The sequence below is a fragment of the Pseudomonas abietaniphila genome, from assembly GCF_039697315.1.
GTDB classification, from domain to species: domain Bacteria; phylum Pseudomonadota; class Gammaproteobacteria; order Pseudomonadales; family Pseudomonadaceae; genus Aquipseudomonas; species Aquipseudomonas abietaniphila_B.
Genome location: NZ_CP155619.1, coordinates 1884495 through 1910793, shown reverse-complemented (window position 1 = coordinate 1910793; position 26299 = coordinate 1884495). Strand labels below are relative to the sequence as shown.

The 26299-nt window shown below is 57.2% G+C and carries 12 protein-coding genes; 5 read left to right on the top strand and 7 right to left on the bottom strand.

Features of this window, described 5'->3' with window-relative positions; genetic code table 11:
- The first annotated feature begins 45 nt into the window (after positions 1–45).
- A complete protein-coding gene (locus ABDX87_RS08390) occupies positions 46–627 on the top strand; it encodes a YceI family protein (protein ID WP_346832462.1) in 582 nt (193 codons plus the stop codon).
- 2 nt (positions 628–629) lie between these two features.
- On the top strand, positions 630–1787 hold the full coding sequence (locus ABDX87_RS08385) for a phospholipase D-like domain-containing protein (protein WP_346832461.1): 1158 nt from the start codon (positions 630–632) through the stop codon (positions 1785–1787).
- 13 nt (positions 1788–1800) lie between these two features.
- On the opposite strand, the gene ABDX87_RS08380 is transcribed toward ABDX87_RS08385, so the two are convergent.
- Positions 1801–4452: an RHS repeat-associated core domain-containing protein gene (locus ABDX87_RS08380; RefSeq protein WP_346833464.1), complete on the bottom strand. Its 2652-nt coding sequence runs from the start codon at positions 4450–4452 to the stop codon at positions 1801–1803.
- Between the two features lie 239 nt (positions 4453–4691).
- Between ABDX87_RS08380 and ABDX87_RS08375 the strand changes: the two genes are divergently transcribed.
- Both ABDX87_RS08375 and ABDX87_RS08370 read left to right on the top strand, forming a co-directional pair.
- Positions 4692–5273 carry a DJ-1/PfpI family protein gene (locus tag ABDX87_RS08375; protein WP_346832460.1) on the top strand — a complete coding sequence of 194 codons (582 nt, stop codon included), beginning with the start codon at positions 4692–4694 and terminating at the stop codon, positions 5271–5273.
- A 16-nt stretch (positions 5274–5289) separates the two neighbouring features.
- Positions 5290–5622 (top strand): ribbon-helix-helix domain-containing protein, encoded by a 333-nt coding sequence (locus ABDX87_RS08370; RefSeq protein ID WP_346832459.1) that lies wholly within the window; start codon positions 5290–5292, stop codon positions 5620–5622.
- A gap of 28 nt (positions 5623–5650) precedes the next feature.
- Here the strand turns inward: ABDX87_RS08370 and ABDX87_RS08365 are convergent, their stop codons facing one another.
- The gene (locus ABDX87_RS08365) at positions 5651–10396 is read right to left on the bottom strand and encodes a neuraminidase-like domain-containing protein (RefSeq protein ID WP_346832458.1); all 4746 of its coding nucleotides are present in this window, start codon (positions 10394–10396) and stop codon (positions 5651–5653) included.
- 41 nt (positions 10397–10437) lie between these two features.
- Complete coding sequence (locus ABDX87_RS08360; protein ID WP_346832457.1) at positions 10438–13344, bottom strand: Tc toxin subunit A; 2907 nt, start codon at positions 13342–13344, stop codon at positions 10438–10440.
- 362 nt (positions 13345–13706) lie between these two features.
- Here ABDX87_RS08360 and ABDX87_RS08355 point away from each other — a divergent pair, with 362 nt between their 5' ends.
- Entirely contained in the window at positions 13707–18077 is a 4371-nt protein-coding gene (locus tag ABDX87_RS08355; protein WP_346832456.1) for a SpvB/TcaC N-terminal domain-containing protein, read from the top strand.
- Positions 18078–18156: 79 nt separating this feature from the next.
- Here ABDX87_RS08355 and ABDX87_RS08350 read toward each other — a convergent pair whose 3' ends face one another.
- The 4 genes from ABDX87_RS08350 to ABDX87_RS08335 form a co-directional block, all read right to left on the bottom strand.
- Positions 18157–19680 carry a fumarate hydratase gene (locus ABDX87_RS08350; RefSeq protein WP_346832455.1) on the bottom strand — a complete coding sequence of 508 codons (1524 nt, stop codon included), beginning with the start codon at positions 19678–19680 and terminating at the stop codon, positions 18157–18159.
- A 221-nt stretch (positions 19681–19901) separates the two neighbouring features.
- Positions 19902–22346, bottom strand: coding sequence for an RHS repeat domain-containing protein (locus ABDX87_RS08345; RefSeq protein ID WP_346832454.1), 2445 nt, complete (start codon positions 22344–22346; stop codon positions 19902–19904).
- A 93-nt stretch (positions 22347–22439) separates the two neighbouring features.
- Entirely contained in the window at positions 22440–25076 is a 2637-nt protein-coding gene (locus ABDX87_RS08340) for an RHS repeat domain-containing protein (protein ID WP_346832452.1), read from the bottom strand.
- 86 nt (positions 25077–25162) lie between these two features.
- Positions 25163–26179 (bottom strand): hypothetical protein, encoded by a 1017-nt coding sequence (locus ABDX87_RS08335; protein ID WP_346832451.1) that lies wholly within the window; start codon positions 26177–26179, stop codon positions 25163–25165.
- Positions 26180–26299: the final 120 nt, after the last annotated feature.

Sequence of the window (26299 nt, the reverse complement as noted above, 5' to 3'; positions counted from 1 at the left end):
CTGACAGCCGGATAAGGTTGCCTCATTCGCGCCTCTGGAGTTCTCATGCCCACTCTCACCCGCCTGCTGCTGGCCTCGCTCGCCGTGATGGCGCTGCCTGCTCAGGCGAACTGGTATCTGGATAACGAGTCCTCGCGACTGTCGTTCATTTCCACGAAAAACGCCGACATTTCCGAAGTCCATCGCTTCCTCAACCTGCACGGCAAGGTCGATCCCAAGGGCGTGGCCGAGCTGGAAGTCGAGCTGGAATCGGTCAACACCGGCATTCCGTTGCGCGATGAGCGCTTGCGCAGGCAGCTGTTCGACATCAAGCAATTCCCCGAAGCCCGCATCACGGCTCAACTGGACATGCGTCCGATCAATGCGCTGGCACCCGGCGCGCAGCTGGAGTTACGGCTGCCGTTGAACGTGCAAATGCACGGCCAGTCGCAGAGCTACAGCGCCCAACTGCTGGCAACGCGACTCGACGACAAACGTTTTCAAGTGGTGACGCTGGAACCCCTGGTGTTGCACGCCGAGGATTTCGGATTGCTGTCGGGGCTCGAAGGATTGCGCAAAGTCGCTGATCTCTCGGCCATCGGGTTTTCGGTGCCGGTCGGCGCTGTACTGATCTTCACGGCGCGTTGATCATGAGAGGCGCGATTTTTCCGTGGCGTGACGACAACCAGTTCAACCTTCTGATCGACGGCCCGGCGTTTTTCCCGCGCATGATCGCCGCGATCGACGGGGCGCAGCAGCAGGTCGAACTCGAACTGTATCTGGTGGAGGCGGGCGCGTGTGCAGAGGCCGTTGTGCAAGCGCTGGTCAATGCCGCGCAACGTGGTGTGATCGTGCGTTGCCTGTTCGACGACTTCGGTTCTCTGGCCTTTACCTTGAGCCTGCGTACGCGTTTGACCGAGGCGGGTGTGATTCTGCGGTTTTACAACCGCGTGCACTGGCGTCGCGGCATACGCAATTTCTACCGTGATCATCGCAAGCTGTTGCTGATCGACAAGGCGCTGGCGGTGGTGGGCGGAACGGGCGTGACAGACGAATTCTGGCGACCGGATCAGGACGCCAGCGAATGGCACGAAGTGATGGTCGAGATTCGCGGTCCGCTGGTGCTCGACTGGCAAGCGCTGTTCGACCGTCAGTTCCACGCCAACCCCAGACGCCGCGCATGGCGACCCGCGGAAAACTTCGGGTTGCCGCGTTTGCCGAAAGCGCCGGTCAGCGGCAGTGGATTCGGGCGAGTGGCCTATGCCGACTCACGCCAGCACCGCGACATCCTGCAGTCGCTGATCCGCTCCCTGAACACCAGCAGGACACGCATCTGGCTGGCGACGCCGTATTTCCTGCCGACCTGGAAAGTCCGCCGCGCATTGCGTCGTGCGGCGTCCCGGGGTGTCGATGTGCGCCTGCTGCTCACCGGCCCGCGCACCGACCACCCGTCCGTGCGCTACGCCGGCCACCGGTATTACCCGCGTCTGCTCCGAGCCGGAGTGAAAATCTTCGAATACCAGCCGTGTTTCCTGCACTTGAAAATGGTGCTGGTGGACGACTGGGTAAGCGTAGGTTCCTGTAACTTCGACCACTGGAACCTGCGCTTCAATCTGGAGGCCAATCTTGAAGCCATCGACCCCGGACTGACCCTGGCCGTGACCCAGAGCTTCGAGCGGGATTTTCGGGTCAGCAGCGAAGTGAGCCTGGCGGACTGGAAATCCCGTCCCCTGTGGCGCCGTGTCAAACAGCGCCTGTGGGGATGGGTGGATCGGCTGGTGGTCAATGCGTTGGATCGGCGGGGGTAAGCCCCGTTTAGATTCAAGCGACTGCCTTGGTTTTCTGAAGACGGCGTCTGAAAAAACCAGTGGTCGGCCTTGAGGATGTGCTGGCTGCCGTCGTGTCTGACTCAGCAGCACTGACCCGGGTAAACGATCCCTTGGGTTCGACGCTGATAACGAAGTCGATTTTGCCTGCGTTGGGTTCTCGCCGGACGGCCGTCGCTTTCAAATCGAAGTCATCAAGAATGCGCTGTGTGGTCTTCCCGTTAGGGGTTTGAGAAAAAAACACCTCCAGCATTTCCGCTGACTCGTTCTCCAGCCCCTCGGTTTTGCTGAGCGTGGTCTCGTTGATGACCTTGAATCGTCGTATGGTTGAGGGCAGGTGCCCGAAAAAGTGATTGGCCTTGGCCACCGCCTTGTACTGATGGCGGGCTACATCGTTGGCAAATATTTTTCCTGAATCCGAGTATTTGAAATTGTGCATGAAGGTCCATTCATGCTTTTCGAATCTATTCCAGTATTTGCTCGGCTTTTCCAGCGTCGAGAGTTTTGGATCGGTCTTGATCATCGACTTCAAAACAATCTTGTGCGTGAAGTTTTCGTTGATCAGTCTGTTTCGTTCTTCAGCCCCTTCTTCGGTCGTGGCCAACGTTCGCTCCAGATCTTCCACGACGTAGGAAAAGGTCTCCTGACTTTTTTGGGGAGGAGCTGTCAGCTTCGGCTGTGTATTGTGTCCGTCATCGGCAACCGGATCGAGAGGCGTGGGTGCCCGCCCGTCGTGATCGGTCAGGGACAACGGATTGTTTCTGACCATGCGATACAGGTTCGGCCCATCGGCATTCCTGTCCGGGTCCGGGTTGATCCAACGCATCAACCAGGGGGCGTAATACCTGAACCCGTAGTCATAAAGCCCCGAGGCGTCACGCTCCTTGCCTGAGTAACGCACGGTCTTGTACTTCGCTTGCACCGCACTGCGCGCTGCCCACCAGGCCGTGCCACCGAACGGGTAATACCCTTCCTGGCTGATCAGCTCGCCCTGATGATCCAGTTCCAGTGCGCTGGATCCCAAGTGGTCCTGAAGGGTGTAACGCACTTGATCGTTGTCGATGCCATTGGGTTTGCCGGCCTCCCAATGCAGGATTCTGACGCGGCTGCGTCCGGCCTGAACCGAGGCGACATTCAACCGCTCGCCATCAGGCTCGTTGCGAATCTCAAGACCCGGCAGGTAACGCACTTCAGCGTTGAGTGTTCGAGCGTTCGTTTGTGCCCGACGAAGCTTGCGGCAGCGTTGTCCGTAGCCATCGTAAACGTACACCTCGTCGTCGTGAGCGCCGTCTGCGCGCTGCACGGCCGTGACCTGACGAAGCTGATTGCGCGCGTCCCACAGCAGGGGCTGTCCCCGTACGAGCTCCTGAAGATTGCCATTGGCATCGAACCCGCGTTCGAGAGGGTTATCGACTTCGCCCTCGGGCAGGCTACGGTTGCTGTCGGATGCCACGAGCATCGTGCGGGTAAACGAGTGATCGCCGACATGCCGCATCTGGCGCAGATTGGCGCCCGCGTCATAGGAGTAGGTCTGGGTATAGTTTGTCAGTTGAGTGGGATCGGGCAGCAGCGGCTGCTCGTCGGGTAAAGCAGGCCCGTGACTGAAACCGGTTTTGACCTCACGACCCGTAGCTTCCACCAACTGGTACAGGCTGTCGTAGCGGTACAGATTGGCCGGGTCGGCCTTTGTATTTCTGGCGGCGGAAGGGGCGGCTGACAGGTCTTCAAGCCGGACGATATTGCTCACCGGATCATGTTCATACGTCAGGTTTTGTAAGACGATGCCCTCGGCTGTGCGGGCGCTGATGCCGATGAGTCGCCCAGTCTGCAGCTCGTAGGTATTTTCTGTGCGCACGCCGTTACCCAGACGCTCGCTGATGACTTGGCCAAACGGGTTGTACTGAATATCGCTGACCAGTGTTTGAGCGGTGGAGCTCCCCACCAACTCGATAGCGGTTTCCTTGAGCGAGCCGTCGACGTTGTAGCGATGAACCTGCCGGTTTCCCGCTGCGTCGATCTGGCTGATGGGCATTGCCATGGCATCGAAGAGGGTTGTGGTGGTATGACCCTCTCCAGCTTCCAGCAACTGATCGCGTGATGCGGATTCAAGCGGCCAGTCTGGCGAAATTTGCGTGTCTTGCAGAAAGCGCCGGTTTGCGATCAGTACCCCGCCTGTCACGCCAAAAGCCAGGGCTTGCGAGGTCCCCGCCGGATCGTCATGGCGAATCAGTCGGCCACGCTGACCGGACGGCGCAGCGGCACCGCCGTACGTCAGTCGCTCAACCACAGTAGCCTCTGCATCTGGAGCCTTCTCAGTGATTGAAACCGGTCGCAGCAGCGCGTCACACTCGGTCAGACTGAAGTGTCCTCGCCCGTCCCGGTTCTCCTGAATCTGCTTGTCAGCGCCCGTAAGGCTTAACGTCCAACCCGCATCCACGCTGTCCGCCAGCAGAGTATGTCCCGAGAGCGAGGGAATAACTGTGTTGTTTGCGCGAGATCCTGCCGCCCACAACCGCGGATCCCAATCAGCCACGGCTCGCCCCGCCACGTCCCAGGTACGTCGGGCCACGCGTTCTTCTGCGGGGATATCCTGATCGGAGCGGCAATAAGCAACCTCGCGGATCAACAATGCCCGAGGGTCGATCACCAGCAAGCGGGGAGTGTGGGTGTGCAGGCTCATGGCTGACGTCCTTGTCTGGGCAATGCTTTAAGCGTAGGGGCGCCCACTGCTGTTGCGACGTTGACTGATCAACGGTCTGGCGGCTACCCATATGTCCGGTAAGCGAATCAGCCGTGCGCCGTAGTACTAGGCTGTTACCCATGTTGCCGATTCAGGTCCGATACTGATCGGTATCACAACGCACCACTCATCGATGAGGACCGAAAATGGCTGCCAAGAAAATTCTCATGCTGGTCGGCGATTACGTCGAAGACTACGAAGTGATGGTGCCCTTCCAGGCGCTGCAGATGGTCGGGCACACCGTGCATGCTGTCTGCCCGGGCAAAAAGAAGGGCGATGTGATTCGCACGGCCATTCATGATTTCGAAGGTGATCAGACCTACAGCGAAAAGCGCGGCCATAATTTCGGCCTGAATTTCGATTTCGACAGCGTGAAGTCCGCCGACTACGACGCCTTGTTGGTGCCCGGTGGCCGCTCACCTGAGTACCTGCGCCTCAACGAGAGGGTGCTGGAACTGGTGCGCGAATTCGGTCGCGATGACAAGCCGATTGCCGCTGTCTGCCACGGTCCGCAACTGTTGGCTGAAACCGGCGTGCTCAAGGGCAAATCGGTGAGCGCCTACCCCGCCTGTGCGCCCGAGGTTCGGTTGGCAGGCGGCGAGTACGTCGAGATCGGCATGGACGAAGCGCACACCGATGGCAAACTGGTCACCGGTCCTGCATGGCCCGCGCATCCGGCCTGGTTGGCGGCGTTCCTCAAGGTCCTCGGCACGCAGATCATTCTTTGAAACGGAGGGACGTCGCATGTGCGAACTTTACGTAAAGGCCGACCCCATTCTGTACGAATCCCGCTCACGCTCACTGCGCATTTGCGGCGTCGTCACGACCCTGCGCCTGGAAAACCAGTTCTGGGACATCCTCGCCGAAATCGCGGGTCACGACGGCATCACCACCAACCAACTGATCAGCAAACTGTACGAAGAGGTCATGGATTACCGGGGCGAAGTGATCAATTTCGCCTCGTTCCTGCGGGTCAGTTGTATGCGTTATTTAAGCCAGCACCGAGCCTTTGCGCCGCCCTTGAGTCTGGTGCGGGGCGGTGGTGCGTTGGCGGAAGCGTCGCCTCTGAGTGGTTGAACGCTTCCGACCTCGCACGGGCTACATGCTACGCCCCACCGATTTTGGCCGTGTAGCGAAAATGCACGATGATGTCGGTAATTGACTCGATCATTTCCTTCTGTGATTGCGGGTTTCGAAACGACAGCGTCCAGCGTGAAATGACCCCTGTGCCCTCAAACGGTAAATAACGTTCGTCGTCGAAGTTGAAAACGAACAGGCCGTCATCATCGACGCCGGTGCAAATTGCTATTTGCTGACTGGCACGCATGTTCTCTTTCAACACCCCGCCGATCTGAACTGCGTTGTAGGTCTGGGTAAGCGTTGCACGAATGTCCTGATAAGGTCCAAGAACTACAGGCAGAGAAACACTGATACGTTTGATGCGCCTGAATGTGTGCCCCGGGTAGTCGGCATCGAGCATGGCCTGCGTAATCTCAAACGCTGCAATGCCCTCGTCTAGCAAGCGGGCCCTCACCGTCTCCCAGTCTTGATTGAGGGTTGGCTCTTCAGTGGTGGACACCGGCAACTGGCGGACCGATACCGTTTTGACAATCTCAAGCCTGCGTTCGTATCGGGTCAGATAAGCTGCGTCCATGCGTAGCAGGTTCAATTTCAGTGTTTCCCCGGCCGTCAAGCCTTTGTAATCATCCTTCCATGCATTGGGTTGAATGAAGCTCGTTGCGTAATCGCCGATCTCGTACTGCCAGCAGGCTTGCGCACTCATACACAATGAGAGCGTTGCGTCATACGCCTGGTAGTACAGCATCGAAAACTGGCCGCTGAGCCATTGATAAAGCTGGGCGTTTGTGAAGCGCTGATTCTTCAGGAAGGTAGACATCTTCTCAGCTTGAGTTTTGGCCAGTTTGGCCTGTTCCAGCTGAATGACGGTCACCTTGATCTGGGCTTCGTGAACGGCCAGTTGCGTGTTGAGCAGATCGCACTCCAGGCTGGCTTGGTCACGTGCATGCTCCCATTCCTGCAAGCGACGGTCATAGGTTGCGGACCGATCCAGGGCATCGCCGATGCCATGGGATTCCGCAGCAACCATCTGGGACATGATTGCCACAACTTCCGGGATTCCCTCCAACCGATGTCCCCCGGCTTCAGCACCGGCAGCTACCCCACAGGCCATGCCTCCGGTTGCTCCCGCGTGAAATCCCACATGATTGGGTATGACCTTCAGTGCCGCAGCGGCACTGGCTGACATTCCAGCGACACCGTCTGCTAGTCGTCCTGCCATATGCATTGCAGCAGCTGATACTTCTTTGGGAATGACATTCTCATCCGCAAGATCGGTATAAAAAGTCACGCGATCCTGAGCGATGGCCAAACTGGCTTGCAGCGCCTTTTTAGCCTCCTTCTCTACGCGTTGCGTTTCCTCTTGTAGATCAATAGCGAACTGGCTGAACTCCCATACCTGAGCCTGCTGAAGCTCTTGGTAGTCGGCCTGATCCTTGCGATCAATCATCGATAACAACGTAGACGCAAACTGGATGAGGGTTTCCACTGCCGCATTCGCTCGGGCCGACAGTACCGTGTACCGAAAATGTGGAACCTCCTGTGCCAACAAGCTGCCAGCCGCCCCATCGTTCGCGCCGCTGGCATAAGCGGTCAACATCGCTCGCGGATCAAGCGGCGTTGCGAACAACGACAAGGAGAGAGGTTTACCGTCGATGGTGAAGTTATGCCGTAGGTTATAAAGCCTGGAGTCAAGCGTATTCCAGTGTTTGATCAGCTCGGCATTGAATGGAGGCAAAAAGTAGTCGTTATCGAGTTCGTTCAGCGTTGGGTCGCGACCGAACGTGCTCAAGCGCAAGGAAGGCAGAGACCCTTTCGTTGGCAGCGCAGGCGCGGTTCCCTCGTCTTGAAGACGAAGCTCGAACGCACGGAGGCCGCTACTCTTTGAAGCTGCTACGTCGCTCAGCTTTGCAGGTACCCATCGGCTGATGATCTGGCCGTCAGGCCGAGGACCGAGAAGGTCCAGAACGCGGACATACCACAACTTGGCCTCGTTAAGGCTGTCAGGAGTCAATTGCCGATATGATGCGTCCCCGCGATCAATCAGGTTTTTGATGTAGTGAAAGTAGACAGCTTTCTGGTACCGAACCGGATGACTTGCAGCGATGCCATCGGGATCAATAGGGCTGCGCATAAAATAATCTGGATCTGATGATTCAACGAGGGGCCTTACATTCCAGTAAGCTGGAGCGCCTGTCTCGCTGTTGGCTTTCCGTGCCGGATCGAATACAAAGCCAAGCCAGAACGATGACTCACTCAGCTGTCTTTCCAGATTGAGACGATGGGCAATCAGGAAGGGGACGTGCAGGAACAGCTCCCAGAAATACAAGCCATTTGCACCGTTGAAATCCATATAGCTGGCGGCGGCCTCGGCGCTAAGTGCGGGTTCAGGCAGGTGTTGCGTACCCCAGGACAACAACGCCTCAAGCGCTATATTCGCTTTGTTGATCAACTCTCTGGCAAACAACGTATTCATCCGGATAGGACTGCGATCCGAGTTGCCACTGTCGCTACTTGCAATGGTAGAGCCGGAGAAATCGATGAACTCTGCGGTTCCAAGTTCCGGATCTGTTCGCCGTCCTATTTTAGGGGCCTTGAGTGGGGAGCTAGATTCGCCGGTTGCGTATTCTAATTCAAGCTTTTCAAGCTTCAGCGCAAGGTGTTCCTCCATGCCTGCCGCGTCTGTGCAGATCACGCCATGGGCGATGTAGAAAACTCTGCGGTTGTCCGGATTTAGCGTCACGAAAGGAGTGGAAATCTCCAGAGTTTCTTTGTTGAAGCGTAAAGCTGCATTCAGCGGGCTAGGACCTACTATTTGTTCTTCCTCGGAAGACTCTTTAAGTGGGTTAAGGAAGCCAACTGGGTTGGCCATGTTGAGTGGGAGAAGTATGGCTTGGCTATACACCTCGTCGCCTTGTTTAGAAGCTCTATATAGCCCGACGTCGATTGGGTTAGTAAACCAATCCGACTCACTTCGTTCAGTGATAGCAGCGCTCTTAAGTGTTAAGAGTGATTCGCGACTAATCATGTTGCCGGAAATATCGGTGCTGTTCTGTGGAATCACTAAAGGCTTTAGGTCTGGCGTCTTTATCTCGATACTCCATAGTTGCCCGGAATAATATAAGCTCATGGAAAAAGTCCAATCTTTATCATAGGCTTTTATGGTTGATCCTACGCCTAACTTTTCCCAGTTATGGGTTGGGTAAGGGGATTTGATTGACATGAGTTCTTCCATAGGGGTCAGGTTAATAATGTTCAATCTCTCCACCAAAACCTCGATATCATAAGAGTCACTGGGTATCTTGTTTTCGATGTAGGTGGTGAAGTTTACTGCTGACCCTGCTGCGTCAATCTGAGCGAGCGGCGGTGATATTTCTTTTTGTAAGTTTCCGTAATTCCACTCAGGTGGGGTTAGCGTTTCCAAATGCTTAAGTTGTATATGCATGTCAGAAAGAAATTGGAAACGGTCTGGGTTGTTCAACCCGAATGTCCACATCAATTTCCTGACTCGAAGTTCGCTGGGTTCTGAATCGGTGGGGGAGTAAATGTTGGGCGCGCTTCCGGCGGAGGGGAAACACGTCTGAATATTGAAGTTTTTGTCAATAAGTCGAGTGTGCAGCAGCGCATAGGTGGTTAGTTCCCCAGTCGGCTCGTCTGCTCCCCTACTCGCACCCAGATACATTGCGATAAATAAGGACTCCGGAGAGTTTGAAATGTCGTAACTGGCAACGGTGTTCAGGTCTTTGTCCACCCTCGCTGTTTTTCCGCCATCTAATTCGATACGGTTAGGCGTGATAATGTCCATGTAAGTTTGTGGCACACTCCAGGAGTTGTCGTACTTTTTATAGGATATGTTGAACATGAGTTTGACATTGAGGCCGCGAATAATCGTTGAGCTTTCGGGGGCTGTAGGCGGTACGGGATAGGGAGGCTCCCCGGCAGGCAGGGAATAATTCACTGTAATTTCTTCGGTGGTGTAGATCAGGTCAACCCAGGTGATAAAGAGTCGATTATTAAAGAAAACGGGGCGAATGGTGCGCTCAAGCGTCGATGTCGAAACGCCGATGTCTGCTTTTTGCCAGTCCGACCAGGCACCTGGCGTCGGGTAGTCAAACTTTGGACCTTCAGTGCCGGAAACATAAGCACGTTCGTTCATGTCAACGACCCGCCAGTAATACTGTTTTTCTGCGGGTGACTTGCCAATGAAATAGTATTTTCCCTCGGAGAATTTATCGCTGTCGATATAGCCATTCAATACGGTGAGGTTGGCAACCTCTTCAAAATTGGACAAGTATGCGCACACTGCGCTCTGAACACTGTCCAGCGTGATCTTGTTTTGGTTTATATCATTTTCGAGTCGTGTGAAATACACCGACTTCGCTAACCTTAAATCGGGCGAAATGTAAATTTCAGGATACAGTGCCAACTGCTGGTTAGCTGCCCAAATAGGATATTGGCTGCTGCGGTCACGCCATTCTGTGAACTGCGCCTCATCGGGTCGCAGCTGTTCGTATCCTGGCTCCATTCCCATGAGGGTGGCATTTATATATTGCTGCAGGCTCGCAATCGCCGATGCAACAGGACTCGACTGGACCTCATGGGCAACCTGATTGTCCAGCAATAGATACTCATACAGATCATTCGCAGTTTTGATTCGAGAATGAAGGCCTGATTCTATGATAGGGCGGTGATTAGGAATGACTTCGCTAAGGTAGTACCCCACCAATGCATCTCGGTAGGATTCGATTAGCTGACTCTCGATTGAAAGCGTCATATTTTTCTCCTGAACTCAATAGACTGAACGTAACGATGTGCTTAGAGCGTAGAGCCAATGGAGGCGCTACCGACTTTCTCCCAGTCAGCCTCTGAGCTGTCCGGTGTCAGACTGGTTGCCAACAAAAGTGTCGTCACAGAAAGTCCGGTTGCAACAGTCATTTGTTTGAGTCTTATCAGCCAGTGTATCTCTGATACACAGCTTGCTACGCTTCCGCTGAGTAAATTGGATGCCTGGAGGATGTCCGCTGAAGAGAGGTCCAGCAGGGAAGACAGTCGTTCTGCGCACTGTGCAGGATGAGCATCGCTGGGCGAATCAATGTTTGCGAATTCAAGATACTCAATCATCTTTTTTTCTGGCTGATTGACGTATTGCACCCATTGGGTATAACTGGTAAATAAGTAGATACTTGCCAACGAGACCGGTAAAGGTGCTGCCAGGTTAGGATCAAGCCATTGTGGATGCTGAGCCAGTTTAAGAAAAGCCAGTTGGCTGATGCCGGTGGCTTTTTTTAATTCGCAAAGTTTATATAAGTGTTTTAGCATGTTTTTGAAACTTTCGACTTCACCGGTGGCCGCTGCCAGTAGCGCCTCAGGGGAAGACTGTATATACAGCAGTAAATCATTTGCCGTCTGCGGGGATAAGCCAATGTCTGACAATACGCCGCCGACCTTTTCGTTTTGAAGGCGGAGATAAAAAGTCACCGTCGAAGAAATCAGATTCAACGTGTTGGATAACCCTGGGTATACTTCCCACGGCACGCCGTCAATTTTTGCATCCGTCAATCCCTGCAGTTTTTGGCGAACGGTCACCAGCACGTCTTCGGTCGCAAAGATAAAGCCTGCATCGTTTAATAGCGTTGAAAACACCAGTTCATACCAACGGTTATCAATACCAGCGCCCACTGTTAGTGCTGGGATGTCCATGTGCGTCAAACCTTCTGATACGCTGTCAGAGAGCGATGTAGCTTCGATTTTAAGGTTGTCGACCCATGCGCTAGTCACGATGTCCACCAAGGGAGCAGTGCTGTGATTAATAAGGTCGTCTAACGCTTTCACGCTCCATTGAACATCTTTAAACCACGTTACCGCCCAATCGCATTGCATCAACAGATCAAATAGATCGGGTGTGGTTCTGGGCGTTGTGTTACGTATTGTCCCGTTTTTTAGGATGTCGGTGTAGGTCACCCCTCCCAGCATGTTAACCAGCAGGTAAAGGTCCTCCAAAGACAGATTAAACAATCGGGCAATACGGCTCTGACGGTACAATTTTGTTATAAACGCCTGACTCATTCTTGGCGGCGTTTCCAGAGACTCCTCGACCAAGCTTAAGAAAAAACCTGTGTTTGCGTCTAACTTCAGTCCATTGGCCAGCGTAGAGGCTGTTTGCGTGTCCAAGGGCAGTGTCAACGTACGATTGTCCAGGGTGAGTGTACGGTCGAAGATGTTAGCCTTATTGAATGTCTCATCAAACAGTGAAAGTTTACCGCCCACAGAGAAGATCGCAACGCGGTCAATGATGCCGGCAAACTCCCCGGGCGAAATCTTGTAACGTTTTGCCAAATGTTTGAATACGCCGATCGTGCGCAATGTATTGGTCGAAAATTTGCTCTGTCCGGTGACAGCTTCTATTCTGGGCGTTGAAATAAGTAACGTGTCTAAATCTGCCCAAGGAATCTTCAACCACCGCTGGAGTCTGATGAAGCGCTGCAGTCTGTCAAATGTTTTATATGTGGTTTTGTCGATACTGGCGCTGTCCCCTGTACCCGTTAATGCCAGTTCGTCTCCACCGTTAGCGACGTTGACATAGGCAGCTCCGTACTGCGCGGCGTGGCGTGTACCCGCAATAGCAGTCGCGTGTGTTGAGGGAACAGGCGTTTGCGATCTGGTGGCGAGCAGTGATTCAAGCTCCACCGCTGTGACACCGGTTTTACGCATGAATTCATTCACAGAGTTAAGAGGGTTGTTCTCGTTGTATTCGCTTGAGTAGTACTCCCGGAACCGATCTTCAAGGACAGCGGTATCGGTTTCAGGTGCAGGCCAATCGAGGAGAGTCAGGATCTGGATCTGTTCAGGGCTTAAGTCTGTCAGCATGAGTTGCGCATTAGATGAAGACAGTGCAGCCTCTGAAGAGGGCAAGTTAACGTTCCCGAATGCCACGCTTCCGGGGTCGCCAAAGATTGGCAGTTGTCGGCTTACCGTGTGGCGGAGTTCTCCAAGACTTAATGTTCTTTTTGACAGGGCAAGGTATACCTGATGGTGGTAGAAGTTATAAGGAAACAGGAATGGGTGTTTTTTTTGCGCGATGAGCTCGTAAATGGTTTTGCCTGCGTTAGTATTGCCATCGCTGTCTGTATATCGCCTGATTCCTTCCTCTAGAACTTTGTTTACAATTTCCAGCATCGGTACCGCTTTAAAGGTACTCACTTGGTCGATGGTCAAATTCTTTAAATCCGGACGTCTGGTGTCAATCACCACACGTTTTGCATCGGCGGTGCTGCTTTCGAGCTTTTCTGTTGCAAATCTGTAAAGCGATATTAGATAAGCCGCAGGAGAGTCCATGGCCTCCACGGCACCCACATTGCAAAATGTACTCCAGTTCTCCTGAAACAGGTTTTGAAAACTGGGGCCGATCTCAACAAGTGAACGTATGCCACTTCCGTTCGGTGAGTGTGCGTGACGCTCAGAAGAAACAAGTTCGTTACGATAAAGGCGCGCAATTTGCGTGGCGTAACACTGAGCGTTCTCGTAAGCAAGGTTCGCATTCACGCCTGTTAGTTTACGCATTTCACGAACAAAGGACCGCTTTGAGAGGCGCAGTATGTCGAAAACCGAACGGCAATTTATTTGTTCTAGCGCGTTCAGAAAACGGGTGCTATCAATGTGCTCACTTGCCGTTGAGGTTTTTTTCACAAGATTGGACAGTAACGAGCGAGAATATTCATCCATGATCAGGTCCCTCCGTGGGTCATGATTTCAGAATTGTATTCGCCGTTGGTTTTGTCGAGCTTGAATACGGTTTGTCTGGTGTTGGCTGGTTAAGACTTCATGGATTTCAACAGGTTAGCGCTGGTTCTTCGCTTAGATTTAATAGCGATAATCATTATTTCTTTTTTTATGTAAGCTTTGGAGGTACTGAGTTTAGGGTTTATATGGATCTGAAGTGATATTCATCGCTATTTGTTCTAATGACGGGGCCCTTGCCTCCTAGGCTTAAATTACCTCTCAAGAGTTAAATCGATCTGGCGATGTTGTTGCATTAAAAAATGGTTGTTTGAGGTAGGGGAGTAAATTTGCAGGGAGCAAATGCCATGGCTGATCAAGAGCAAACCGTCGGTATCGCCGCCCCGTCGCTGCCCAAAGGTGGTGGCGCGATCCAAAGCATTGGTAAAGGCTGGGGCGCTGTCGGTGCGACGGGGGCGGCGTCGTTGGAGATCCCGTTGCCCATCACTGCCGGTCGCGGGTATGCGCCGCCGTTGACGCTCAACTATGCCAGTTCCGTGGGCAACGGGCTGTTCGGGCCTGGCTGGAACCTGAACCTGGGCTGTGTGGCGAGGCGAGCCACAAAAGGGGTGCCGCTGTACAACGACGATGACGTGATTCTTGGGCCGGACGGAGAAATGTGGTTGCCGGAGCGCGACGGCAACGGCGCGGTCAAGGAAACGACGATCAGCCACTACAACGATCTGGCGCTGGATGCGGCTTATCAGGTGATTCGTTACTTCGCCAGCATCGAGGGGGCGTTCCAGCGTATCGAACATTGGCGCAGTGTCGACGATCCGCCGGGCTTCTGGCTGGTGCATGGCGCCGACGGCACGCTGGCGCTGTATGGGCGCAACCCGGGTTCGCGCAGCACCGACACGGCAGATTCAAACCGGGTGGCTGAGTGGTTGCTTGAAGAAACCATGAATGCGCAGGGTGAACACATTCTGTATGAGTACAAGGCCGAAGACCTTGAGGGCTTGAATCCACAGACCGACCCCGGCCCGAAACGTAACTTCATGGCGCAGTGTTACCTGTGGCGCGTGCGCTATGGCAATGCCTCGGCGCACCCGCATCTGTATCTGTGGCAGCCCGGGCAGATCGGCGACCTGCAATGGCATTTCGATCTGTTGTTCGACTACGGCGAGCGCAGCGACGCGCGAGACAGCCTCCAGTATGGCGAGGACACCCCATGGGAAGGACGCGCCGATTATCACTCATCATTCGCTTACGGTTTTGAGCTGGGCAATCTGCGTTTCGTCCACTACGTCATCATGTTCCATCACTTTCCTGACGAGCTGGGCCCCGACCCGGTGCTGATCAGCGCGTTGAAGCTCAACTATGACGACTTCCGGCAGTGCTACAAGGTACTGACGTCCGTGGAGCACCTGAGCTGGTCCATCTACGGCTCGCGGCCTATCGATCGCCGACCTCGGGTGACCTTCAGCTATGAGGATTTCGATCCTCAATTGGGCGGCTTCACGGCATTCGACAAGATGCCCGGGCTGAATGACGAACAGCGTTACCAACTGGTGGATCTGTACGGTGAAGGCCTGGCGGGCGTGCTGTATCGAGAAGATAAAGGCTGGCTGTATCGCGAGCCGGTACGCGATGTCGATTCACAAGACCCAGACGCCGTGGCCTATGGTCCCTGGCACGTCGTGCCCAGCATCCCGACGATCGATTCGCGAACGGGTGTGCATCAGTCCCTCGCCGACATGACCGGTAACGGGCGCCTCGACTGGGTCGTCGCGCAACCGGGAATGGCGGGATTCTTCACCCTCGCGCCGGACCGGACATGGTCGGGGTTTGCGCCGTTTTCTGCGTTTCCGGCCGAGTTCTTTCATCCTCAAGGGCAGTTGGCCGATCTGGTCGGTGACGGGCTTTCAGACCTTGCCCTGATCGGTCCGCGCAGTGTGCGTTTGTATGCCAGCCGACGCGCCAAAGGGTTCGCACCGCCCGCCGATGTCAATCACGATGAAGAGAACGACTTCCTGCCGCTGCTGAGTAACAGCCCTGCGGAGCTGGTGGCGTTTTGCGACATTCTCGGCTCTGGGCAGCAACATCTGGTGCGTATTCGGCATAACGAGGTCCGGTTCTGGCCGAACATGGGCCGGGGGCATTTTGGAAAGGGACAGGAGTTCGCGACGCTCGGTTTCGCTTACGAAGACTTCGACGCCGGGCGTATTCGGCTGGCTGACATGGACGGGTCTGGTGCCGTCGATATGGTGTATCTGCAGCCTGACGGCTTCACGTTGTTCATGAACACATCGGGCAATGCCTTCGCAGAACCCGTCCAGATCCCGTGGCCAGCCGGTGTTCGCTACGATCGCTTCAGCCAGGTCAGCATGGCCGACCTGCAAGGGCTTGGGTGCTCTAGTCTGGTGTTGACCATTCCCCACATGACGCCTGCGCACTGGCGTTTCGACTGTCCGCCGATCAAGCCGTATCTTCTGCAAGAGACGAATAACAGCATGGGCGCGTCAGGCAGCGTGACGTACCGCAGTTCGGCGCAGGAATGGCTGGATGAAAAGCAGGAGCGGGTGGCAGCAGGTCTGCCTGTCGAGTCCGGCGTACCCTTTGCGTTGCACCTGGTCAGCCGACAAACCCAGCTCGATGAGGTGACGGGTAATCAGCTGACTCAGTCGTTCTCGTACCGTCAGGGCTACTACGATGGCCTTCACAGAGTGTTTCGTGGCTTCGGGTTGATCCTGCAACGCGACAGTGAGGTGGGATCGGGCGACGCGAGCGCAGGTTTTACGGCGCCGATCCTGAGTAAAACCTGGTATCACACGGGACGTTATCCGCACAAAGCCCCTTATGGTTTCAACGAGAGTGACGAAGTGGCCGTCGTGCTGGGCCCCGATGTGTTGACCTCCTACGCCGACGGCCAGGATCAGGTCATTGAGCCGCCTGTGGCCGCCGATTTGCGAGAAATGGCCCGAGCGCTCGCAGGTTCCGTGCTGCGGGTTGAGGTGTTTGGTTATGAGGGCGTTGCGCCGTCGACATTGCCTTACACCGTGCAGTCTTCGCGTTATCTGGTACGCCAGCTTGAAGCGGTCGGCCCTTTTCAGCGCTACGCTCGCATGCTGCCATTGGCGCTGGAGTCCATCAGTCACCAGTATGAGGGGCAGGCCGATGATCCGATGTGCCAGCGTGCAGTCAATCTCGCGTGGGATCAGTACGGTGTGTTGACCCACGGGGTTACCGTGAACTACGCGCGGCGCAAGCTGCCGGGTGATGACTCTCCCTTTACCGATGAGCATCAACAGACGTGGTGGCGGGCGTCCCATGACGAGGCTCAGCAGCGCTATTACCTGAGCGAAAGCAGAACAGAGGCGATTCACCTGGATGAAGCACAAAGCTGGCGATTGGGGCTGCCGTATTTGACGCGGGCCAACGCGATGATGACCGAGGCCTCGCAGGTGAACGCCGAAGATCTTGGCTACGAGGCTTTTAAAGACCCTGATGGCTGGTTTGCGTCATTGCCGCGAACTCTGGTGGCGCTGTCGAAGCAACGCTACGTCGAGTGCCCCGATGGTCAGGCAACGTTCCAGGCGCTGGCGGATGCGGTGGAGATCGCTGAGCTGGATGCCCATGCGTTGACCGCCTACAGCAAAGTGCCCATCTTTCAGGGACCGGAAGGTGAAGAGGCGCTGGCCAGCAAGTTGGTAGAGGTCGGTTATTCACGTATGGCCAGTGCTCTGCCAGAGGATCCGTCGGTTGTGTTGTGGTCGGTCAGGCGCGGTTTCAATACGTATGCGGGGCCTGAGCATTTCTACCGTGTCGACGCGTTCAGACCGACCGCCAGCCATGGGCCGAGCACCGTCACCTACGACCCCTACAGCCTGTTGATAACGGCAGTGACGGCGCCGGACGGTTGTATCACCTCGGCGGAGTTCAGTTATTACAACCTGCTGCCCTCTAAGGTTATTGACCCTAATGAGAACACTCAGGAGGCGATGTATGACGCTTTCGGCGTTCTCAGAATGACCAGCTTTTATGGCACAGAACTCGGCAACGCAGTCGGCTTTGATCCTCTGGAGGGCGCGACATTGTTATCCCTCAAGCCCTCTGAGGCGATAACGGCGGAGCACAAGACCGATTACGCCACGGCTTACTATTACGATGTTTTTAGCTGGATGCGGGACAAGGTGCCCGTGCACGGGATCACCCTGCAGTGGGACCGTTATCCTGATGATCCCGAACGGCAGCAGCGAATGACGCTGACCTCCCTCGATGGTTTTGGACGAGCCCTGCAAACCCGGCAAAGAGTGGAGAGCGGCAAGGCCTACCACGTGGTCAATGGGCAGCTGCAATACACCAATGGTGCATTGGTGGAGGTTGACGCCGACGATCGATGGCGCGTCAGCGAGCGCGTCGAGTACAACAACAAGGGCTTGGCTGTCCGCGTGTATCGCCCCTATTTCACGGACACCCATGAATATGTCGACGACCGTTCGGTGCGTGAACACTGGTACCACGACAAGCAATTCTACGACCCGCTGGGTCGCCCGACCGAGACCTGGACAGCCAAGGGCTGGTTGCGCCGCACCACCTATCAGACCTGGTACACCATCAGCGAGGACGAGAACGATACCGCTGAGGAAGTGAACGCCGGACGAGCGGCGGCAGGCCTGCCTTTGCTGGACGATGGTTCGCAGGCCGGGAAGCGCAAAAAGAACCGGCTCGGGTTTTAGGCAAGGGCCGGTTCCTAGAGGACACGTGGCAATAAAAAGCCCGGCACGAGGGCCGGGCTTTTCATGACCGTCGAAGCGCTTACTGCACTTCCACCGCCAGACTTTCACTGATCTTCTTCTGCCAGATCGCAGGACCGGTGATGTGTACCGACTCGCCGTTGCTGTCCACTGCGACAGTGACCGGCATGTCTTTGACTTCGAACTCGTAGATCGCTTCCATACCCAGTTCAGGGAATGCCAGGACCTGCGATTTCTTGATCGCCTGGGCGACGAGGTAAGCCGCACCGCCGACGGCCATCAGGTAAACGGCTTTGTTGTCCTTGATCGCGTCAATGGCGGTCGGGCCGCGCTCGGATTTGCCGATCATGCCCAGCAGGCCGGTTTGTTCGAGGATCTGACGGGTGAACTTGTCCATCCGCGTGGCGGTGGTCGGGCCAGCAGGGCCGACGACTTCATCACCGACCGGATCGACCGGACCGACGTAATAGATGAAGCGACCTTTCAGATCGACCGGCAGGGTTTCGCCCTTGTTCAGCATTTCGACCATGCGCTTGTGCGCCGCATCGCGGCCGGTCAGCATTTTGCCGTTGAGCAGGACGGTTTCGCCCGGCTTCCAGCTCTGCACGTCTTCCGGCGTCAGGGTGTCGAGGTTGACGCGGCGAGCCGATGGGCCGGCTTCCCAGACGATTTCCGGGTAAGCGTCCAGCGGTGGCGCTTCCAGCGAGGCGGGGCCGGAACCGTCGAGCACGAAGTGCGCGTGACGGGTGGCGGCGCAGTTAGGGATCATGCAGACCGGCAGCGAAGCGGCGTGGGTCGGGTAATCCATGATCTTGACGTCGAGCACGGTGGTCAGACCGCCCAGGCCCTGAGCGCCGATGCCCAGCTGGTTGACCTTCTCGAACAGCTCCAGACGCATTTCTTCCAGACGGTTCGACGGGCCGCGGGCCTTGAGCTCGTGGATGTCGATGGATTCCATCAGGACTTCCTTGGCCATGACGGCGGCTTTCTCGGCGGTGCCGCCGATGCCGATACCCAGCATGCCCGGTGGGCACCAGCCCGCGCCCATGGTCGGAACGGTTTTCAGTACCCAGTCAACGATCGAGTCGGACGGGTTGAGCATCGCCATCTTCGATTTGTTTTCCGAACCGCCGCCTTTGGCCGCCACGTCCACTTCCACGGTGTTACCCGGAACGATGGAGTAGTGGATGACCGCCGGGGTGTTGTCCTTGGTGTTTTTACGAGCGCCCGCCGGGTCGGCGAGGATCGAGGCACGCAGGACGTTTTCCGGCAGGTTGTAGGCGCGACGCACGCCCTCGTTGATCATGTCGTCCAGGCTCATGGTGGCGCCATCCCAGCGCACGTCCATGCCCACGCGTACGAATACGGTCACGATGCCGGTGTCCTGGCAGATCGGACGGTGGCCAGTGGCACACATGCGCGAGTTGATCAGGATCTGGGCCATGGAGTCGCGCGCGGCAGGCGATTCTTCGCGCAGGTAGGCCTCATGCATGGCCTGAATGAAATCGACGGGGTGGTAATAGGAGATGAACTGCAGGGCGTCGGCAACGCTCTGAATCAGGTCATCCTGCTTGATCACGGTCATGGGGCGTTCTCCTCTATCAGGCGGGAACATTATGTAGGGCGGTTTGCACGGGATGCTCTGGGCAATCGTGCAAACGGCCTTTGGCTCGGCTAACGCTCAGGCGCAGCGGCAGGAAAAGGCGCCGCAGTATACCGCTTGGTCACCGGCGCGACACCCTGCCGCAGGCTAAACCTTAGTCTTGAGGGGGTGTGGCGCCGAACGGCTAAGGTTCGCGAGCCTCTTCATACCGCAGTCATGCTGCCGTCAGGGTGAAAGATCGTGGCCTGTGCATCTCGCAGGGTAGTCTTCCAGGCTTTGAGCGGATTACCCGTCGCACGCAGGCGCTCAAAATACGGAACGGCCTCCTTGGGGATATTCGCCGCGTTGGCTGGACTCTGCAGATTGGCGAAGCCTTTCACAAAAACTTTATGGGTAAACCCCTGAACCGGACGGCCCAGTTCCTTGGCGATCTCCAGCGCCGCACCGTTTTTTCCGCTCCAGCACGAGAGCAATACGAAGGTCTCATCGGCGCCGACCCCGAGCGCTTCGAGCCGGGGCGCGATGACGTCCCGTGCGATGTCGGCGGCACGGGCTACGTGGCCGTCCGGACCCATGAGCAATGCGCGCTTGGGATCACCGTGGGTGAGAAGGGCGACCCGATTGGTGCCGTGATAGGTGTCAATGAAACCCACGTCCACACCTCTGGAGGTGTGCTGGGCCAGCAATTCACCGTTGCCCAGACGACCAGGCTTGGGCGGCGTCCAGCCTTGCTTGATGTCCATCGCCCGCTGTCGGGCTCCGGCGTGTTTCAGGCCGGCCAGTTTCAGGCCTATCCCGGCGCCAGACAGGCCGGTCATCAGAGAAATGCCGCCCAGAATGCCTGACGCGGTACGGTCATGCCCGGTCGCCTCAAGTACCGTGCTCGCGGCCCCGGTGGCCAGCGAGACGATATCCAGCGCCACGGCGGCAAGCGTCGCGATCTGGCCGGTGGTCAGCAGGCCTGTCCCGGAACTGATCAACACACCCGCTGCGGGCAAGGCCGCTTGCAGACCGGGAATCAACGCCACCGCCGCCAGCGCAAGGCCCGCGCCGGCGAGGGCGTAGTTCACCCAACTGTGGCCATCCGGATCGATGCGATTGACCGGATCTCCGGCACACCACGCGTAGGGATTGATCCCGCCCTGGCCGAACGGGCTGTCGGTGTCAGGGGCCAGAAAGCACATCAGCACCGGATCGTAAGGTCGATTCCCTCCCGGGATGTAAAGGCCCGACAAGGGTTCGCGCTGCTCGCCGGCGTAGCCGAACGCTGCGTGATCGCTGGCGAGACCGTTCGCACCATGGGCGGAGTAGTGGCGGGCACGCACTGCGCTGTCGGCTTCCAGATGTACGCTGCCTTGTGCATCGGTGCCGAGCAGCAGGGTCTGGCGAACGCCGTCGGTCACCTTGTTCAGGGCGAACAGGGCGTTCAGGTCGCCGATCAACTGAACGCTGTCGTTGCCGGTCTGCTGGTGAGTCAGTTGATCCGCGCTGAAGAAATCACGCGTCAGCACACCGTTCACTTCGCGGTCGGTGAGCTGTCCGCTGGGGTCATAGCGATACTTGCAAGTCCCCGCCGGTGTGCGGACTTCCGTGAGTCGGCCCTGGGTATTCCAGCTGAATTGACGGCCCAGGCTGTCGCTGATGACCCGGCCGCAGGCGTCGTAGCTCAGCGTGATTTCCGATGGCCAGGAGGCGTGGGTGTGGGTGATTTTCACCAGCCGAACCGGATCGTCGTCTGCATAGCTGAAACGGGCTTCGTCCCGACTTCCGTCGGCGAACAGGCTCACCACCGTTTCATGGCCGTTAAACCCGTTGAAGGTGAACGCCTGGTCGACGATGAGGTTCCCAAACGGATCCTCCGCCACCGCCTGGTTGTCAGCCGTGCACCGCACCAGCCGGTCGCGCGCATCGTATTCAAAGCGCTGCTCGCTTTGCTCATCGCCGTCGGTCCAGCGTCGGGACGTGATCTGATCCAGAGCGGAATAGCCTGTCGTCTCGGTGATCGTCCTGATGGCAGGAGGGTGTCCTTCTTCGCTTTGCGTGACGGTGAACGTGCGCATGTGCTCACGCCCGAGCGCGTCATACGTGATCGAAGTGGTGAGGGTGCGCCGGTTTTCCGGGTCGCTGACGTTGACGGTCAGCGGCCGTGACAGGGCGTCATAGGTGTAGGTGGTTTCCAGTTCGCCGACGCGGGTTTGCTGCAACCGACCTGCCGAATCGAACTGACGCCGGTGGGCGATGCCCTGAGCATCGTCAAAACCCTGCAACAGGCCGCCGAAGGAATAGAGCCAGCGGGTCGTGTAGGTCTGCCCGTCAACGGTCCAGTGGTCTTCGGCAGGTTGGCCGGTGGCGCTGAAAGCGAAGGCTTGATGTCCCCGTTCACCTCTCACGGCGCCGGGATGACCGAAGGCGGGGTGACGGGTTATCTCGGTCGTGGCTTCGCCGTCGGCTGCGACGCTGAGCAACTGATGGTTGAGGTGCTTCTCGTAGGTGAATCTGATTTCGTTGCCGTCGGCCAGGGTCGTCGAAGAGGGCGGGAGCTGGCCGTCGCGGTAATGAAACCGGGAGGTGTGCCCGCCCGCGTCAACCGACAGCTGGCGACCCAGGCCGTCGAACGTCTGACGGCCAATGATGAAAGGAGTGTTCATGTTTTCGATCCTTCGAAATGTGCAGTTCACCGGGAAGCGTGGCGTGCGCGGCAGCGTTCCCGGCGATGGGCGTGAGTGCTCCGATGCCGCTGCTTATGACGTTTGGGCCGCAAGCGGTGGCGTGACGGCGACGGTTTCAGGGTGGTTGTCGTCGCTGTGCAAGGCGTAGGTCCAGCTCACCACTGTATTGTCAGCCAGCCGCTGCTCGACGGTTCGCCCATAGACATCGAGCTGGACGGAGGTCACGCGGTCAGCCTGGTCGGGCACTTTGATTGTGGACGCGGTGACGCGGTCCAGTCCGTCGCGCCGCCACTCTCTGGTCCGGATCAATGTGCCTTCGGTGTCGTACAGGTGTTCGCTGACAGGACTGCCCGCCGCGTTAAAGTGGGTCAGCGTGTGCGGGCTCTTGAGCGTGCCGCTTTGCTGCCATCGCTTGACGGTGAGGCTGATCGGGTCGTGCTCGCTGTACGTTTCCACGCCATCGGGCGTGATGCTCCGGTGGACGTGGCCCCAGTCGTCGTAAAACGTCGTCGTCGTGAGCCTGAGTGCCGTCACTGCGGCAGGGTCCTGAGGATCGCGCAGCCAGTCCTGTTGGGTTTCGCTGACCGATCGGCCTTCGGCGTCGAAGACGGTACTGGCGATCTCGCGAAACACAGCAGGGGCGTGATCGATGTCTTCGAGCTCCACCCGGACGGTGCGTCCCTCGCCATCGAGCCATTGTCGACGCCGCTGGCCGGTCGAATGTCGATGCTCGATCATCACCGGGTTTTCGCTCCCGGCCCTGTGTTCGAGCGCAGCCCGGTCGTTCACGCAATAGGTCGAAGTACGTCGGGCTTCATAGCGGCTGTCATCGGCCGTGACCGCCAGCGTGACACGGCCCAGGGCGTCGTAGGCGTAGCGGGAGACGACGCCGGCGTGGTTGCGCTCGCGGGTCAAACGGCCTGTGCCCAAGTCCCGCGCGCTGCTTTGAGTGGCGCGCACCCGGTCGGTTCGCTCGAACCCGGTGAGGGTGACATGGGTGATCAACTCTTCCTCGGACAGCTCGTAGCGATAATCGGTGGTGGTGGCTTTGCCATTGAGCGTGGTGACTTTGTTTGCAAGCCGGGCATAGTGCGGGCCGCTGTCAGTGATATAGGTCTGCGTAGTGGTTTCAAGCAGACGACCCTGGGTCTCATCCCACGCGGTCTCGCGGCTCACCACGACAAACGCAGGTCCGCCCGTGAGTTTCGATGCCAGCGCCGCATAGCGGTACGTGGTCGAGATGACAGAGGCGCCGCCGTAGGTGCCGTCATTCAGGCGTGCGGGTATCACGGTCTTTGTCTTCAGGTGCCGGACCATGCCCAGAGGATTGGGCGGGCAGCCCTCGTCGTTTTCCGTGTCCGCGACACCGTCGGCAGGGTAGTACTCGCTGTGTTCCTCTATGCCGCTGGGCGAACGAGTGAACACGACGTTGCCGGCTGCGTCGTAGCGATACTCGGTTTCTTCCCGGCGTTGCCGGCCGGCGTTCGAGCGGTCGATGTAGGTCACGGTCTGTTTATGCGGAAGCTGGCACCACGCGGGCTGGTCCTCCCAGTCGGTGTCGGGCGCGATGCCGAACGTGGTTGTGGTGCGCAACTCGCAATTGCCTCGGCGGGTGGCTTCGCTCGTGAGCAAGTGAAAGCGGTTCCAGGTGCGGGTGATGGTCGCAAGCGTTCTGCCGTCCGGACCGGTCTGGTTTTCGGTGACCTGGTAATCGTAATCCTGCTCGACCTGATACAGGTTGTCGCGTCCTTGCTGCCAGTCGAATGCCTGATCGCTGCCAAAACCCAGGAAGTTGTGCACGCCGGACCATTCATACGTGCGGGTCAGCTCGCCAGTCGTTTCTCCCGCCGAGTGGGTCCACTGCAACACCCGTGGCAATACCCGGAAGGGCGCTCCTTCGGGGAGTTGGTGGCCTTCTTCGCCCGTGGCCCAGATCACGGAATCGGTCGCTCCCAACGGGCTGGTGAGTGTGCTCGGCAGCAGAAGATGATTGTCCGGATCAAGCGCATGGTGCTCATAAAGGATGCTGAACGGCGTGTCGATGCCGGGCAGGTAAAGTTCGCTCAATGCATCGTTGACCAACCGCAGGCGTACGGTCTCGTCTGCGCGCCCGGGAACAGTGGAAGCGACCTCATCGTCATCCGCCCTCTGCACGTGCAGCAAGGTGCGCGTCTCGTCGCTGATCCGTTCGAGGATGAAGTCGTCGTTGCCGTAGGGCGACCACTCGACGAACACGCGATTACCTTCCTGGCTGCGCAGTTCGGTGACCAGGTAGCGGGAACTGTCCGGCTGTCGGGTCAGGATTTCAGTCTGGCCATTTTTTTGATCCACCCGAAACACCGAATCGCTCTCGCAGACCACCCGCCTGGATTTGAGCTTGGCATCGAACAGCGTCAACTCGCTGCCCGGCGTGAACGGGGTGTTGTCGAGATCGACGGCGAAGTGCTCACCCGACGACAGCCGCAATGACGGTGCGTCCTGATGCAGATTGAGTTCGCTCAGGTCCAGCGACCAGCCCAGCCCGAACCCTTTGTCACGTGTGGAACCCAGAACGCTGAAGGTAAGGGTGGGGGTGATCGATGGCCCGGCCAGGTTGTTGGCGGGAAGCAGGGGCAGTTGAAACGCCAGGGTGAATTGCCCGGTTCGGGCATCGACTCCGGTCTTGATGCAGTCCATGAAGTGGGTGGCTTGGGTATGAATACCGGACATGTGAGTTCTCTTTGTCAGTGCGCCAAGTGGCAAGTGAGCGCACCCCATCGTCGGTCGACAGGGTGCGGCGGAACAGCCTCGAGCCGTTAATGGCGCATCTTGAAGTTCAGCTCGTTACCCCCGTTTTCCTGGGTCATCTGGATACCGTATTCGTTGCCGTACTGGTCAAGCACGCCCCAACGGCTCGGTCCAAAAAAGGTCCTGGTGTATTTTGTGAAGTCACTCCCATAGCCAATTAATTCCAGGCGGATGAAATTCATGGCGCCTTCCCGGGTGTTCACCGCAACGGAGGCGTCATGGGATGTGAAATGTCCAGGTTCGCCGGGCTTGAGGGCATAGTGGAAATGCTCCTCGTAGATACGTGCGGGCCAGACGCCGTCAAAAACGCGGTACCAGGGAGAGACATCCAGGGCGTCGCTGTAATAGGAGTCATCGGCGTTGGGACCGTAGGGAATGGCATCGACAATCTTGAAATGTCGATTGGCGAATTCCAGGTAATACAGGTCGATGTCTACGTCCGTGTCGCCCGATTTCCCTTCGTACTCGTGAACGCGCTCAAGCGTGAAGTCCGACCGCTTCTTGTGGGGAGAGGCTACGGTCTCTATTTCGGCGTGGGCGTTGAAGATCGAGGTGCTGGTGGCGTACTCAACACCTTCTTCTTTGGTGATCGCGGCGTAAATCTTGTACCGCTCGCCCGCCGGAGCCAGTGAGGAGATGTAGAAGGTGCGGGCGCGCGAACTGGATTCGATCAGGTTCAGGGGAGCGGAGCCGGATGCGGCGTAATACTCGAATCTAGGGTCTTTAACCGTCGAAACGCGGAACAGCTCTTGCGGTTCTACGGGGCCGGGGATTTCTGACGGCCAGTACGCCTGATAAGCCCGTTCGCCAAAGTGGGTGCGCAGATCGCGGTATTGACCATCGTCCGAGATCAGGAAGAGCCAGATGCTGTCGAGTTGTCCATCGGTAATTTCCTGCCCTTTGGCGGGGGTCAGGCTCACCGTGACTTTTACTTGCTGGTTCCCGTTGCGGTAGAGCCTGTTCGAGTTGGAAGTGACCTCGATCTTGAATTTGCTCAGCCATTGAGTGTCGTTTCTTAACTGCATTTTTCTAACCGTCCATGGTGGTTGAAGACTGACGCAGGTTACCGATTCCAACCGTTTGGGTTGATATACATAGTTAGGGTGTCCAGGCAGGGTTCATCAAAAGGTTTCATCAGGCCTTGC